Origin of the sequence: Gallaecimonas mangrovi, assembly GCF_003367375.1 — a bacterium.
In the GTDB taxonomy this organism is placed as follows: Bacteria; Pseudomonadota; Gammaproteobacteria; order Enterobacterales; family Gallaecimonadaceae; genus Gallaecimonas; species Gallaecimonas mangrovi.
In genome coordinates this window covers 1,861,454-1,875,724 of the sequence record NZ_CP031416.1, presented here as the reverse complement: position 1 = coordinate 1,875,724, position 14,271 = coordinate 1,861,454, and the positions used below count along the sequence as shown (strand labels likewise).

Genomic DNA, 14,271 nt, shown 5'->3' with positions numbered 1-14,271 from the left:
AACCCCGTTTTTTGCCGTAAAAGGACAACACCATGTCAAATAAAACCATTTACCTGCCTAATTACAGTGTGGGCGAAGACGCCTACGACAATATTGCTGCCATTACCCAGCGCTATGGCAGCAAAGCGGTGGTAATTGGCGGTAAAACGGCACTGCTAAAAGCCCAGGATGCCATTAAAAAGGCGGTGGAAAATAGCCAGCTCACCTTGCTGGATTTTGTTTGGTATGGCGGCAATGCCACCATGGAAAACGTTGATAAGTTAGCAGCAATGGCGGCAGTAAAAGACGCCGACATGATTTTTGCCGTCGGCGGTGGCCGCGCCTGTGACACCATCAAAGTGCTGGGCACCAAAACCGACAAACCGGTGTTTACCTTCCCTACCCTGGCCTCAAATTGCGCGGCGTGCACCTCTATTAGCGTGATGTATAACCCCGACGGCACCTTCAAGGACTACGCCTACCAAAGCCAGCCGCCGCAGCATACCTTTATTAATACCCGCATTATTGCCGAGTCGCCGGTAGAGCTGTTTTGGGCCGGTATTGGCGATGCGCTCAGTAAAGAATATGAAGTGGAATATTGTTGCCGTGGCCGCACCCTTTCGCACCTGCCGCAGTTGGGGTTGGGTATTGCCAAAACCTGCACCGCGCCCCTGTTAAAGCATGGCGAAAAAGCCCTGGAAGATTGCCGCCAACAACGCATTTCCCCCGAGCTTGAAGAAGTGGTGCTGGCCATTGTGATGCTAACGGGCATTGTCTCGAACTGTACCGTGCACTTGGGTGCCCATGTACCCTCTGGCGAAACGTACTACTACAACAGCTCCCTTGCCCACTGCGTTTATTACGGCAGTTCATTGATCCCCGCCTGTGAGTCGCACCTGCACGGGGAAATTGTTGCCTTTGGGGTATTGTGCCTGCTGAAGTACGACAACAACGACGCCGAATTTAACCGTATTCTGGCTTTTAACAAGGCCCTTGGTTTGCCAACAACCCTGGCCGACATTGCCTTAACCGAAGCCGACCTCACGGTAATTGCCGACAAAGCGGCAACGGTTATTGAATGGCAATATGCCCCCACGCCCCCCAGCAAAGAAAAATTTATTGCTGCCATTATTGAAACCGACCGCCTAGGCCGAGCCCATCAATAACAAAAAACGCCAGCATTGCTGGCGTTTTCTTTTACGGTTTGGCTTTGGGCCAAGGCGGCACCTTAGCCAGCTCGCCGCGAAATTGACTAAGCGCTGCCGGGTTTTGCTCGCCTATTTGCATTGGTGTGATAACAATATCGTTCTGGCGATAAAGCGCCTGGTCGCCATCGGCCGTTATCTGCGGCTTCTTGCCGGTTGGCTTTGCCAGCCACACTTCCGTGACATCGCTACCGCTGCCGCTACTATCAACCCTTTCAAACTCGGCTAAATGTGGCGTTGGCGGCGTTTTGGGCGCCACCACCACACCATGAATTTTATCTACCGCCACCCTGGGAAAGGCAATGGTTAGGTATTGGCCTGGCTGTAACTGTTGCACCATGGGGCTATGGATAAACGCCACCAGCCAGTGAGTAACGGCGTTAACCATAGCGGTGTCTTTATCATGCAGGCCCGAAACAGCAATGGCCGGGATCCCCATATGGGCCGCGGTACGCGCGGCGCCAATGGTGCCAGAGCCAAACCAGCTGCTTTGGCCCAAATTGGGGCCACCATTAATACCGGAGATCACTAAATCGGGGGCTTGGTGCTTCATCGGCCCGAGAATGCCAAACGCCACACAATCGGCTGGGTAACCGTCAAAAGAATAGGCTGTTAGGTGCCCCTGCTGAAAAACCCGGTGCACGGTAAGCGCCCGCCGGTCGGCCCCCAGCGTCATGTAATTAGAAGAGCCGCTTCTGTCTTTACTGGCCGCCACTATCCAGGTGTCACTGTCTTTCGCCACGGCTTTGGCCAAAGCCCAGATTTTAGGGTCATCAATGCCGTTGTCGTTGGTGATAAGTACATTCTGTGGCCAGTGACTTGCCGCCATAGCTGACAGTGACACCAGGCCCAACAACCCGAATAAAAAAGAAAAACCTGCAGTGCGATGCGTTTTCATGCGACAGCTCTCCAAAGGATCGGTTGCCCATGCCACTAACACACTGTAATGCTGCCCGTTATTAGTAGCGGTAATAGGTTATCGATAGTGACTGATTGCTTGTAAAAAAATGCCTACCACGAGACCGTTATTTACTCTTTCTATTTACGGCATAACAGGCGACATTTCAGCCATAAAGATGTCACCAAATATTGCCAAATCAATGACAACCGTTACGACTTTCCTTTAATTATGGCGAATAGAACGCCCATGGCGATTAAAATCGGTCATTTTAAAAACGTGCCATAGTTCACCATTTTTATAACAAAAATAGCTATTCGTATTTTTATATCTTTATTAGGTGTAAACCATAAATAGCCGTATTTTATAGAGCGGCTGAACCGCTTAATTTATGCATGGAGGCAACAATGAGCAATAACGTCAAGCTATACCCCAACCCGGTCGGGCAAAATGGTAACCAAAGCCCAGTAGTGGGCATTTGTTTCTCCGGCGGTGGCACCCGCGCCATGTCCTGCACTTTAGGGCAACTATCGGCGCTAACGACACTGACCGCCCCACAAGACAGCAGCCAACATCTTATCGACAAGGTGTCTTTTATCTCTTCGGTATCCGGTGGCACCTGGGGGTCGGTTCCCTATGTATACCTGCCGGAGAAAATTAATCGCCAACCGGTAACCGATGCCGATTTGCTGGTTTCGCCCCAGGCGCCCAATACCCTTTATAAAGGCACTAAACGGGATGACCATCCCGCCAACATGGGCTATATGGCCAGCACCTGCTTGGGCAAGGCGCCTGACAACTTCAGCGTTTTAAAAATTTACCTTTTTATGCAGCGCTGGTTAGAAGATGCCGCCGAATACGATTTACCGCTGTCGCAGTTATGGACCGAAATTATCAGCGATTTCATTTTGGCTCCTTTTGACCTTTCGTCACTCAGCTACACCACTGGCACTGACCTTCCGGCCAAGTTTTACAGCCTATCGGCCGATTATGTGCGTGAAAACATTCTGCCCAATAACGAAGGCCTAACTAAGGACGACTTTTACTATCCGCGCAGCGATAGGCCCACCCATATTGTTAACTACAACTTGATGCAAGATATCAAGCAGGCACCGCAAGTGCCGGTTCAGGCCACCCCTATTCACACCGGCATTCCAGGGCAAAGCCCTGACGGGGCCATACTGGGCGGCGGCGCCTGTGAAAGTTTTGGCTTTGCTAGCACCTTAATTGGCTCAGCTGCGGATGACACGGCAACAGTAGAGATCTCCCGCCGCTATTCGCTTTGTGATACCACTGCCTGTTCCAGCTCCTTTTATGCACATGCTCTGCAAACCTTGGTGGCGAATTTTCTCGACAGCGCCGAGAAAGACTTTCTCGGCGATAAAGATGAAAGCCGACTGATCCGGAAATACGCGCTGCGTAAAGTAGAAAACCTGCCGAAAGTTCGGAGTAAGATTTTGTCGTTAAAACACGATTTACTGGAAAACGGCTACTTCGCACTGGTGCCGCAATATCCCTATTGGTCACTTGATGCCGTGGGTAACGATGAGCAAGGCCAAAGCTACGGTTTTAGTGATGGTGGCACCTTTGAAAATACGGGTTTACTTGGGCTTTTAGCGCAAACCACCGGCGATATAAAAGCGGTTGCCTTTATTAATTGCGAACTGCCGTTATCGTTTTCTAACAACGATGTTGTGGTCGCCGACAACCAGCTGTCACGGCTGTTTGGTTACAAGGGCTTTAGCAAAATAACCGGTAACTACCCAAGCTACGGGGGGATGAGCCCGAATGAGCCGATGAGTTATGCGCAACTTTTTTCTGACGAAAATGGCGCCTTTGCTGACTTGTTAACACAACTGGCCACTAACAGCAGCGATGGCAGCAACACCTTGGGCCAAAACACCGCCTGGGCTAAACAAACATTAACTACCGTAGATAACCCGTGGCGGCTATTACCGCCGGCAGACGTGTGGAAGTAATTTGGGTTTACAACACCCCCAATGCCCGTTGGCAACAGCAGATCACCGATCCGGACATACTTAAAGATCTTACCGACGGCCAAGGGGCGGAACCTTCCGGAGACCTTAAAAACTTTCCGAACTACTCCACCTTTTTACAGTTCCACCTCGAAAATTATCCGGTGAATGTGTTGGCCCAGCTCAAGGCCTGGGAAGTTAATGCACTCTATAGCGAGATCTCTGCCTTACTAACGGAATAAAACTAACACCTAAAATAGAAAAGGCAGCGCCGCTGGGCACTGCCTTTTCTATTTTAATGCCCTACCCTAATACCTCAGCGAGCCGCGCTTTACTGAGGTGATACACCACCTCATCCAGTAAAACCCCGGCCATGTTTTCCTTCACTACTTCACCAGCAATGATGCCGCCTAAGGATTCGGGAATGCGGCGGCTGGGGATATTGGCTTTATCAACCGGATAAACGGCGTAATCAAAATCAACATTTTTCACCATCCAGTGGCAAAGCTGCCAAATGGCTTCCCGGCCGTAGCCATTGCCGTGGGCTGCCATCTTTAGCCACAGGCCCAGTTCCGGCTGGTGATACGTCCCACGGCCATGCATGCCGCAAACCCCAAGAAAGTCGCCACTATCGTTATCGGTAATGGCTAATACCAGCTCTTGCTGCTTGGCCATTAACGCTAAGGAGTTGCTAATAAAGGCGCGAGTTTCGCTAATATCAGCGGCGGGCTTTGGCATCATATAGCGGGTAACCGCCGGGCTAAATTCGTTAAACATCACCTCGGCATCCATATCACTCACAGGCCTTAACGTAAGCCTGGGGCCAGACAGCGTAACCGACGCTAAATCAATCTGTTGTGTAGTAAAACTAAACTGGCTCATCGGTTTGGTACTCGTTGGCGTTACAGCATTAGCCCCATAGTGACCAACAACATATACCAATACATTGCTATCACTTCTTAGCATCAAAAATTGTCAATAAAAATACATCAACACTTCGATGATTCCAAAAACCTCATCCAACAAATATCGCCTAGTATTCTATTGCCATAGCCTCAATTTCCGCATTTCTTCTAATGCCTTATTTTTATCAACTAAGAACCAGCCGTAAGTTTTATCAACAGCCACATTATATTGGCTTGCTATTTCTATATCATCTTTCCCTGCGGAGAAGACCGGCTGGAAGCAGAAAAAATATTCACGACCGGCCATAAATTTATACTTAAAATTGAGATTTGATATTTTTACAAGTGAATTAGGTGTGAAAGAGATATCTCTATCTCCCGCAGATATACTGACTTTGGCATATCCAGGATACCCCATACACGCTTTGTATTTACCATCGACACCAACCAACAAACAGGAATTAACACCTGGTAAAGCAAACTGATAGAAATACGCAATGGCTTTACCACTTTTAGGAGAAGCCTCATAGGTAAAGGTCGCCCCCTTCGAAGCAACATCTGTACTCATGCAGCCTTGTAAAACTAAAAACAAAAAGACCAGCAGTAATCTCATGATAAAACCTTATTATTAACTCAAATAGCTATGTGGAATTTAAACTCTACTTCATTTTACTCTGAGAGTTATCTCTCTAATGTAAAGCTTTATGCTAAAATAGCACCGTCAAACCTCACCGTAAGCGATTATTTTTTATGCGTTTTTCGACTCTTGGCCTGCATGCGGATATCTTGGCTGTTCTTGATAGTCTGGGTTATCAAACACCAACGCCAATTCAACAAGCGGCGATCCCCGAGGTTCTGGCAGGCCATGATGTGATGGCTGGGGCGCAAACAGGCACCGGTAAAACCGCCGCCTTTGCCTTGCCATTGATTGAACGTCACTTGATGCGGGAAACCACAGAAAAAGCCATCCGGGTGCTGGTGCTGACCCCAACCCGGGAACTGGCGCAGCAAGTACACCAGAGCTTTAAAAAATACAGTCAGGGTTTAGGGCTCAGCGCGGTGGTGGCTTACGGCGGCGCCAGTATTAACCCGCAGCTTGAAGCCTTAAACCAGGGCTGTGACGTATTGGTGGCTACCCCGGGCCGCTTGCTGGAGCTGGCCATTAAAGGCCTTATTGACCTAGGTACGGTGGAAACACTGGTGCTTGATGAAGCAGACCGCATGTTGGACATGGGCTTTATTGTCGATATTAACCGCATCCTAAAGCGCCTGCCGGATACGCGCCAAACCTTGTTCTTTTCCGCCACCTTTAACGACGATGTTTTTGCGCTAAGTAAAACCATGTTAAAGCAGCCAAAACTCATCGAAGTTGCCCCGCGTAATCAAGCGGCCACCAAAGTGGAACAGCGTTTTTTTGAGGTCGACAACTCTCGCAAAGCGGCTTTATTGGCGTACCTGATAGGCGCTAAAAATTGGCAACAGGTGCTTATTTTCACCCGTACCAAACAAGCGGTAGATGCCCTTACCAAAGAGCTTGAGAAAGACGGCATCAGTTCCGCGGCGATACATGGCGACAAATCCCAAGGCGCCCGCGACCGCGGCCTGGCAGAATTTAAAACCGGCAAGGTGCGCGCCCTTGTTGCCACTGATGTGGCCGCCCGCGGCCTCGACATCCAGCAGCTGCAATACGTCGTTAACTTTGAGCTGCCCTACAACGCCGAAGACTACATTCACCGCATCGGCCGAACCGGCCGCGCCGGGCAAGCAGGCCTTGCCGTATCCCTAGTCTCCAGTAAAGAAAAATACTTGCTCAAAGACGTAGAAAAGCTCACTGGCGAACATTTTAACCTGCAGTGGCAAGAAGGCTTTGAGCCAAACCTTTTGGCGCAAGAAGAGACAAACAGCCCAAGCCGTAACACCTCAAAGAAAAACCTACGCGCCAAAGCCCTAGGGCAAACTGGCAGCGCGAAAGCAAAACGTGGCAAACCGCGTCGGCGTTAGTTTTGAGAAAAGGCAGCCACCTTTGACCTACAGCTGCCTTAAATCATCATTTCAACGCTTATGCGAATGCAGCCAATTAAAGGCATGCCCGGTTTTCTGGATCCAACTCTTTCAAGCAATAAGCGTTGAGTTATTCAGAGATGGATGTCCCTTTTTATCGATTTCTGAGCTCACCAAATGAGTAATAATGTAGAAAAATATAATTATGTCTGATGATAAAACCCAAAACAATAGGAAAAATAAAAAACAAAAAACACGGCTAAAAGTGCAGCAAAAGAGATAAGCAACCATCTAATTCCTTGCCGTCTAAAGTACAAACCATCCTCTTTATATATATTTTTTACAAGAAAGAAAAATGGAACTCCTCTGACTAAGGCTTTATATTCTTTCTTGACCCTAAGCATGCCGGAATTAATAAAATGGATTGCATTCACAGCAGAAAAAATAAACAAAACCATCAAAATAAACGCTATTATTTCGAGAACCCAAATTACCATCCTACACTCCCAGTACAAACAGGATTATTGCACTCAGCATTTATAGCGTACCACTCGCTCCCTAACCTATAACTCCATCCAACCCAGCGCAGGAGGCTAACGGTTTGGAGTGCACGGCGTGCTACTTCCACACTAAACGTCCTTTCACACCCTAACTTACTGAAATTGTGAGAAACTGAGGATGGATGTTGATTTTTATTACTATTGAGAAAATCATCTCTAGATTAGTCTAATTATTTTTTTAACCTTTAAATTACCATCATCAATTTCTATTAAAAAATGCCATCTACTTCTTCCGATGGAAATCTCCACAATGTTTAAGGAATTACTATCTGATAGCGGATTACGAAATACACTATCTATAGTTATACGATATCCACTCTTCACTTCTCTCTTAAATTCAGATAGAGAGTTAGAAAATAGTATGTCGTATAAAGAAAGGTTTATGTACTTCTTATAATCGCCATTCGAAAATGAATCCACCATCTTGCTCAAGTCTAGTACTAGCTTAGACCTATCAAACGATTTCGAGGCATAAGTAAAATCTATATAAGTATCGCTTTTATATTCGGGGCATTTATTTGATTCCATATGAGCATAATAATCCCGTTGGTCGTCGTATTTCCACTCAGCGTCTTCGTTAACTTTGCTATATTCATACCCTTTGATGTAGCAAACCCTATCTTCTATCGTCGGAACAGTATATGCGTAAACACTTACCGCTCCATTCAAATTACACAACGTGATCTTTGACAAATTTGATTTTGGAATTGATAGAGATCTAAGCTTCATGTTATCTACATCATGAAAATCAAAGCAACCATCACTATATTTATCAAATTTAGCAACAGCACTATATGACAGAGAATAAAAAAACAACGTCAAAATAATCTTTTGACGTGAGGCTACTACCATGATTTCCATTCGTTTTTCAGCCACGTTTTTTGAGTCCCCGATATAATGGATTATCTCTTAAAATAAAATTGGCGTCCCTTTTTATTTTTAATCAAAGAAATACCTTTGATAGTTTTTTAATAACTATCTTTCCATTTTCTATTTTTGCCATCAAATCCCAATCATTCTCGCCTAAGGATATAGTTATTATAATATCATTATCACTACTGGAAAGAGGTGAGCGAATAACATTCTTTATATATATTGGCTTTCCTTGCATAATTTCTCTTTTAAAATCAATATAATCTTTCGAAAAAAACACATCATAAATCGAAATACCCATATACTTATCATAATTCCCACTTCGAAATGAAGATAGAAAACCATTCAACATTATTGAAAAGTGAACTCTATCAACATGCTGTGAAAGATAAGTTAAATCTATATAGTTCTCGTTACTATAATCACGACACTCTCCATCGCCATTATAGGAGTAATACTCTCTAACCTCTCCTTCTGGATTTCCTTTTGAACCTTTTAAAGGTATAAAAGCAAAGGCTTTTACATAGCAAACATTCTTATCTATAAGAGGAAAACTGTATATGTAAATATTAGTTGATTTCTTTAAATTACAAACTTTTACTTCTGAATAGCCACCATTACCATCCGGTATATTTATTTTATATTTCTTCGTAACCGCCGAAATGTTTTTACTATATTTACAACCATAGGTATTACTAACAGCTTCGACATCGAAAGAAGCATAAAGTAAAATTGAAAACAGTAATATTTTCATTAACTTTATCATAGTTTTTCCACTACCGGACGTACGCCTCTTCCAGTACTCAGAAGATGGATGTCCCTTTCTATTTTATTCTTATTTATTTTCCGGATTACGCTTACCCTTTATTTCCAGATTAGAGCAGTCCCCAACAACAATAGGGCCACGCACCAGTTGGCCTGAATCAAATGAGTACTTCAGCTCACAGTGGCTATAGGCAGTTTCTATTGGAGTACCTTCCGTATGGAAATTGGCAGTAATAGTTTGTTCATCGTCATGGATAACTTCACCAGAGCTATTTTTTAAGGAAGAAAAGACTTTGCTTTTAGTTTCACCGAGTTTTGGCCTTGGTGCCTTAAGTAGGACTGCAACTATTACATCTCGCACCGTAAGATCATTTGATTTTTCCACCTTCACTTCGCGTTCCGATTTGGCCTGGTGGTTAGGGGTGCCCGCGCAGCCTGACAGGACAACCAAGAAAACGACAAGGAACAGACTACGTAAATTGTTCATAAATTTCCCATTGAAAACATAGAAGATGGATGTCCTTTATTTTTTACCGATAAAGGCCGCGTAAGCCACCACACCAATCAAATAACTCACTTCCGTGGCTACTGACGCTCCCGCACGGCCAGAAATCGCCATTTCATCGCTTACCGGCTTGAAAGAACCCTAAAAACTAATTAAAGGCATATCCGGCTTGCTAGATCCGACGCCTTCAAGAAATATGTCTTTTAGTTACTCAGAAGATGGATGTCCTTTTTTAATTTTTTTTATTAATGCCGGGACTCGCCCCGGCGGGCGACTTACTTTCTTGCTTGTCCAAGAAAGTAAGCTAAGAAGGACACCCCGGCGTTACGCGGTATCCTTACTTCTGGTCGCTTACCGCTGACCGCTTCACACGCGTTCCTGACGCGTCTTCCGCTTGCTCGTCATCCCTGACTCGCATCAGCTCCCACTCCCGTCAGTAAGGCGCTTCACTTAAAGGGGCCCCAACAGCGGCTGGCTTCGTTAGGGCTTTGATTTTATGAAAGTTTAGAAGTGGATGTCCCGGGTTATTTGCCCGGGAGCCACAAAGTAATCAGCTCTATGCTCCTGACCATTTGCCCAGTCGAAGTTACGCCGGTCCCTTAGAGCATCAAGCGCCGCATTCTTTTCGAGAGTAACTGTAGACGTTTCGGAGTAGTGATATAACTCAACCTCACCATCTTGAATCATTGCCTCCAAGGCAGAAACTAATTGATCCAAGGTTAACGCCGCCTCCTTTTTAAGATCATGGAGGTGGCATTCTTCCTGAATTAGCACTCCTAATGTCGTCATACGTAGATTCTCGCTGGCTAACGCCCCGCTAAACGGCGAGCGGTAGCGAATCCGGTGGAGGCCACGCCTTTTGTGGCCGGAACAAATTTGAGCGGCTTGTTACGTGTCTTCATAGCGCTTTAGTACTTTGTACTCTTTATTGGATGAAGGCCAAAGAATTACCCTGTAGATATCATCTGCGTCTCCCCATTTCTCTGTTATAGAGTCAAGTCCTTTAGCTAGAGAAAGCACAGCATACTCTCCAGGGAGAATTTCAATTTTTGCCGCATCAGGTAAATAGTCTGTGCAACCGAATACTGCGCAACTGCCCGACTTCATTGTGACATAGCCTTTAGATGCATGATCCCACTCAGCGAGACTTACCTCTGGTTCGCTTTCGTGTATTTCTACTTCAACAGGTACATCAACATTGCGGAATGTCCCAACCGCAAGAGTATTTGGTAAGGAATATAAAAGTGGGTGTCCCACTGATGTTCACCCGATAAAACGGACACGCAGTTGTTATTAAGCGGCTTGCTCGTACTGTATCGGTGATACGTAATCGAGGCTACTGTGTAGCCGCACCTTGTTGTAAAAATGCTGGATGTAATGGCCTACCTGTTGGCGCAGTGACGCCACCGTACCGAAGTGATTGTCGTGTATCAGTTCGGCTTTGAGCGTCTTAAAGAACGACTCCACTTCTGCATTATCCGTGCATTGCCCTGGGCGGTTCATGCTATGGCGAATACCATATCGATTGAGCCATTTCTGCATCACTTTCGCCCGGAATTCAATGCCCTGTCGGTGTGCAGTATCAATCCTGGCTTGGGCTTACGCTGCTTGATGGCTTTATAAAGCGCGACCGTGCTCAGTTCGGCGTTGAGCTTTTCATGCAGCGCCCAGCCGATGATTTTCCGTGACCACAGGTCCACGATAACCGCTAAAAACACATGGCGGCGGCCAAAGCGGATGTAGGTAACATCACTGGACCACTGCTGGTTTGGGCCGCTCGCTTTGGGGATAGCCAGGCGATGGTTCGGCAGCACTTTCAGTTCTGCACGGCGCTTGTTCATCCGCCGGTAAACCCGCTCCACACGGGCTTTTAGCCCCGCTTCACGCATCAGCCTTGCCACCCGTTTAGCGCCAACCCGAATACCCTCCAAGCGCAAGGCACGATGGATTTTCGGGCTGCCATAGCGTTGCTTTGCCTTCTCAAATAGGCGGCGGATAGCCGTTAGCAAAGCGTCGTCTTGTTGCTGACGTTGGCTTGGTTGGCGCTTGAGCCAGTCGTAGTAGCCACTGCGCGAGACCTTCAGCCTGGCACACAGCGCTTTTACCGGGATTTGCCCTTGCTGGCGTTGGATGAAGCGATACCGCTGCGTTGTTCCTCCGCCTGGAAACGTTGCCACTTTTTTAGGATGTCGTTCTCCATCTCCAGCTCGGCAATGCGCTTCTTGAGCTGTTTCACTTCATCCTGCTCTTTGAGCTTGCCTTCGGGCTTCGGGGTCTTGCTGGCCATGCCGTACTTACCTTCACGGGATTCTTTGCGCCAACGAGACAACATGAAGGGGTGAATGTCCAGCGCCTCGGCCACTTCCTTGACGCTGCGGTGTGGCTCATGGCTCCACTGCACGGCCTTCTTCTTGAACTCAAGGCTGTACTGCTGGGTACGTTTTCCGGTCTTGTAAGCGGGCATCAATGACCTCTTTGTCAGTTATTGATGCGTGTCCGATAAACCGGGTGAGGTCCACACGTTATTTGAACAGCTTGTTATGGGCTTCTCTCTAAATGAAAACACTTAACAGTTACTTATAAAAGCGCTCGATTGGCGAAGATTGTATAGGAACGGATACCTTTTCATTCTCTATATTCCTTATTTTCTCCTCCCTATGCATAGCAAGAGACAAATATATCAGAGCTTCTCTTGCCATTGACATGATTCGTAAAGTTTTCAATTGAAAATCATTAAGGCTTATATAAGAATGAATATCAGTATTGGAAACGGAAGCTTCATAAGTTTGCAAGCTCAAATACCTATGTTCGATACGATTTCTTAAACCCGCTAACTCTTTCGATTCTGGTAAGGCCACATCATCAAAGTCGTCATCAAAAAGATCTTTAGATAAGAAATAAAGCCCTCGCAGAGGCCAATTTTGGCTTCCTTCAAAACAAGAGTTAAGTTCGAAATTTTTATTTTTCCTTTTCCCCCATATTTTTCTAAAATTTACTGAACTTATTTCCAGTCCAACGCTGTAATAATCGTTCAAGAAAAGTGCAACTTTATCAAATATCGAATATGCTAAACGAAAAGCTATCTTTAACTGTTCAATTCTATAGCTAAACCGAGCTCCATCAAAACCGTCCATCAGAAGGACATCTTTGTCTGAGATATGTTCGCTATAATAATCCAGCGACTCAAAGAGCATAAAACGTGCAGTAACATACTCCTGTTTCATAATATTGAAATAATTTGGAAACCGAGCTTCCTCATCAATGTTATACGTATGACTTGGAAGATGAAGAACGTCTTGAGCAGAAACAGAAAGTTTTGTCACATCGTTCAGTGGTGATAAAAAAAGATTATTATCTAAACACCAAGAGCGATATCCCACTTCTTTTTTACTATCTCCAACTGGCCATTGGTTTAGATCGAAATCAAATCTATATTCGATTCTTTCTAGATGCTTTTCAGCACTAAGGTAATTTTCCCTAAAATATTCTTTAGCTTCAGGGTGCAATCCACTGTCCCACAGCGCATCTTTTGAAATTGCCCCCTTAAGCTCATCAACAGCATGAGCAACCATGACGTTCCCATGTCCATAGTCATAAAGAGCACGAGCATAATGGGTAAGGCCTATGCCTTTATTTCCAAGAGCCATAGCAAAATTAGGCATTATGTTTAGTGCGGAATCCCAAGCTTTAATTGCTTCTATAAATCTTCCAAATTGATTAAGACTATTTCCAAGGTTTGTATAGACTTTACATTGAAATATAGGATTCAAACTAGGAAATTTCGAATCAGAAATAGCTCTTCGTAAATTCAATATTTCTAGGACGTTTTCACTCTGCTGCCAACTCCACGCATATTCTGGGTCATAAGATTTTAAAGCAGCTAGTGAGCTATAGATATTTGCCCTATAGAAAAGAATTATCGGTCTTAGGTGAGAATCTTCAGACTCAATCATAGAGTCACACTTTTCTAGCAATGTAGTCAGGTCAGATACATTGTTATTCTCCGTCGCCGAATCTATCTCTATACCAAGAAGATCTAATTCGCTACTCATGTGAGTCTTTCATACACAAAATTAATTCCCTGATTATTAATTGCCGAGCGCGACAATGACGCTGACCCATAACGCCCAACTTAGCGGACAATTTGAGCGGAGCGAAAAATGTCCGCTAAGTTGGGCGTTATATAACCTTTTATTGATCACGTCTATTTAACTTTGATTCGAGCAAAATATAATTAGCTCTTCAAGCACAAATTAAATTTTCAAAACTTCGTTGTAACTCATACCAAAGAGGAACAATGGACACCCACTTCTAAAATTATATAAAATCAAAACCTTAACGAAGCCCCCGCTCTTGGGGCCCCTTTAAGCGGAGCGCTGAGCGGGAAGGAACGTGAGTGGGCACGAGGCACGGATGTGAGGCGGCCAGCTTGGTTGAGCGGAAGAAGGGCAGGATGCCCGTGTGAAGCGACCACGGTAAGTGACTGGGAGCAAAGCAACAGCGCCGGGGTGGCCTTCTTTGGTTACTTTCTTGGCCAAGCAAGAAAGTAACGCGCCCGCCGGGGCGAGTCCCGGCATTTAAAAGAACAATAACGAAGCAAAGAG

General features: G+C 45.7%; 17 protein-coding genes. 4 read left to right on the top strand and 13 right to left on the bottom strand.

The window, feature by feature from the left end; all coding sequences use genetic code 11:
- Positions 1-32 precede the first annotated feature (32 nt).
- Complete coding sequence (locus DW350_RS08925) at positions 33-1,145, top strand: iron-containing alcohol dehydrogenase family protein (protein ID WP_115718531.1); 1,113 nt, start codon at positions 33-35, stop codon at positions 1,143-1,145.
- A 31-nt stretch (positions 1,146-1,176) separates the two neighbouring features.
- Here DW350_RS08925 and surE read toward each other — a convergent pair whose 3' ends face one another.
- A complete protein-coding gene (gene surE, locus DW350_RS08920; protein ID WP_115718530.1) occupies positions 1,177-2,082 on the bottom strand; it encodes a 5'/3'-nucleotidase SurE in 906 nt (301 codons plus the stop codon).
- A gap of 407 nt (positions 2,083-2,489) precedes the next feature.
- Here surE and DW350_RS08915 point away from each other — a divergent pair, with 407 nt between their 5' ends.
- Both DW350_RS08915 and DW350_RS08910 read left to right on the top strand, forming a co-directional pair.
- Positions 2,490-4,061, top strand: coding sequence for a hypothetical protein (locus tag DW350_RS08915; RefSeq protein ID WP_192954863.1), 1,572 nt, complete (start codon positions 2,490-2,492; stop codon positions 4,059-4,061).
- Positions 4,052-4,300 (top strand): hypothetical protein, encoded by a 249-nt coding sequence (locus DW350_RS08910; RefSeq protein WP_115718528.1) that lies wholly within the window; start codon positions 4,052-4,054, stop codon positions 4,298-4,300. Before DW350_RS08915 ends, DW350_RS08910 begins: the two co-directional genes overlap by 10 nt.
- A 61-nt stretch (positions 4,301-4,361) precedes the next feature.
- Here DW350_RS08910 and DW350_RS08905 read toward each other — a convergent pair whose 3' ends face one another.
- Positions 4,362-4,940 (bottom strand): GNAT family N-acetyltransferase, encoded by a 579-nt coding sequence (locus DW350_RS08905; protein ID WP_192954862.1) that lies wholly within the window; start codon positions 4,938-4,940, stop codon positions 4,362-4,364.
- A 159-nt stretch (positions 4,941-5,099) separates the two neighbouring features.
- Positions 5,100-5,576, bottom strand: a complete 477-nt coding sequence (locus DW350_RS08900) for a hypothetical protein (protein ID WP_115718526.1) — start codon at positions 5,574-5,576, stop codon at positions 5,100-5,102.
- Positions 5,577-5,713: 137 nt separating this feature from the next.
- On the opposite strand from DW350_RS08900, the gene DW350_RS08895 reads away from it, so the two are divergent.
- Complete coding sequence (locus DW350_RS08895; protein WP_115718525.1) at positions 5,714-6,964, top strand: DEAD/DEAH box helicase; 1,251 nt, start codon at positions 5,714-5,716, stop codon at positions 6,962-6,964.
- Between the two features lie 203 nt (positions 6,965-7,167).
- On the opposite strand, the gene DW350_RS08890 is transcribed toward DW350_RS08895, so the two are convergent.
- The 10 genes from DW350_RS08890 to DW350_RS08845 form a co-directional block, all read right to left on the bottom strand.
- Entirely contained in the window at positions 7,168-7,461 is a 294-nt protein-coding gene (locus tag DW350_RS08890; protein ID WP_115718524.1) for a hypothetical protein, read from the bottom strand.
- A 219-nt stretch (positions 7,462-7,680) separates the two neighbouring features.
- The gene (locus DW350_RS08885) at positions 7,681-8,385 is read right to left on the bottom strand and encodes a hypothetical protein (protein WP_152032960.1); all 705 of its coding nucleotides are present in this window, start codon (positions 8,383-8,385) and stop codon (positions 7,681-7,683) included.
- A gap of 82 nt (positions 8,386-8,467) precedes the next feature.
- Positions 8,468-9,151, bottom strand: coding sequence for a hypothetical protein (locus tag DW350_RS08880; RefSeq protein ID WP_152032959.1), 684 nt, complete (start codon positions 9,149-9,151; stop codon positions 8,468-8,470).
- An 81-nt stretch (positions 9,152-9,232) separates the two neighbouring features.
- Complete coding sequence (locus DW350_RS08875; RefSeq protein ID WP_115718521.1) at positions 9,233-9,649, bottom strand: hypothetical protein; 417 nt, start codon at positions 9,647-9,649, stop codon at positions 9,233-9,235.
- 522 nt (positions 9,650-10,171) lie between these two features.
- The gene (locus DW350_RS08870; protein WP_115718520.1) at positions 10,172-10,456 is read right to left on the bottom strand and encodes a hypothetical protein; all 285 of its coding nucleotides are present in this window, start codon (positions 10,454-10,456) and stop codon (positions 10,172-10,174) included.
- A 99-nt stretch (positions 10,457-10,555) separates the two neighbouring features.
- Positions 10,556-10,924, bottom strand: a complete 369-nt coding sequence (locus DW350_RS08865) for a hypothetical protein (RefSeq protein ID WP_115718519.1) — start codon at positions 10,922-10,924, stop codon at positions 10,556-10,558.
- 36 nt (positions 10,925-10,960) lie between these two features.
- Positions 10,961-11,209 carry an integrase core domain-containing protein gene (locus DW350_RS08860; RefSeq protein ID WP_115718518.1) on the bottom strand — a complete coding sequence of 83 codons (249 nt, stop codon included), beginning with the start codon at positions 11,207-11,209 and terminating at the stop codon, positions 10,961-10,963.
- A complete protein-coding gene (locus tag DW350_RS08855) occupies positions 11,209-11,844 on the bottom strand; it encodes an IS3 family transposase (protein ID WP_115718517.1) in 636 nt (211 codons plus the stop codon). The genes DW350_RS08860 and DW350_RS08855 overlap by 1 nt, the downstream gene beginning before the upstream one ends.
- Entirely contained in the window at positions 11,769-12,131 is a 363-nt protein-coding gene (locus DW350_RS08850; protein ID WP_115718516.1) for a transposase, read from the bottom strand. Before DW350_RS08850 ends, DW350_RS08855 begins: the two co-directional genes overlap by 76 nt.
- A 109-nt stretch (positions 12,132-12,240) precedes the next feature.
- Positions 12,241-13,719, bottom strand: coding sequence for an LA2681 family HEPN domain-containing protein (locus DW350_RS08845; protein WP_115718515.1), 1,479 nt, complete (start codon positions 13,717-13,719; stop codon positions 12,241-12,243).
- Positions 13,720-14,271: the final 552 nt, after the last annotated feature.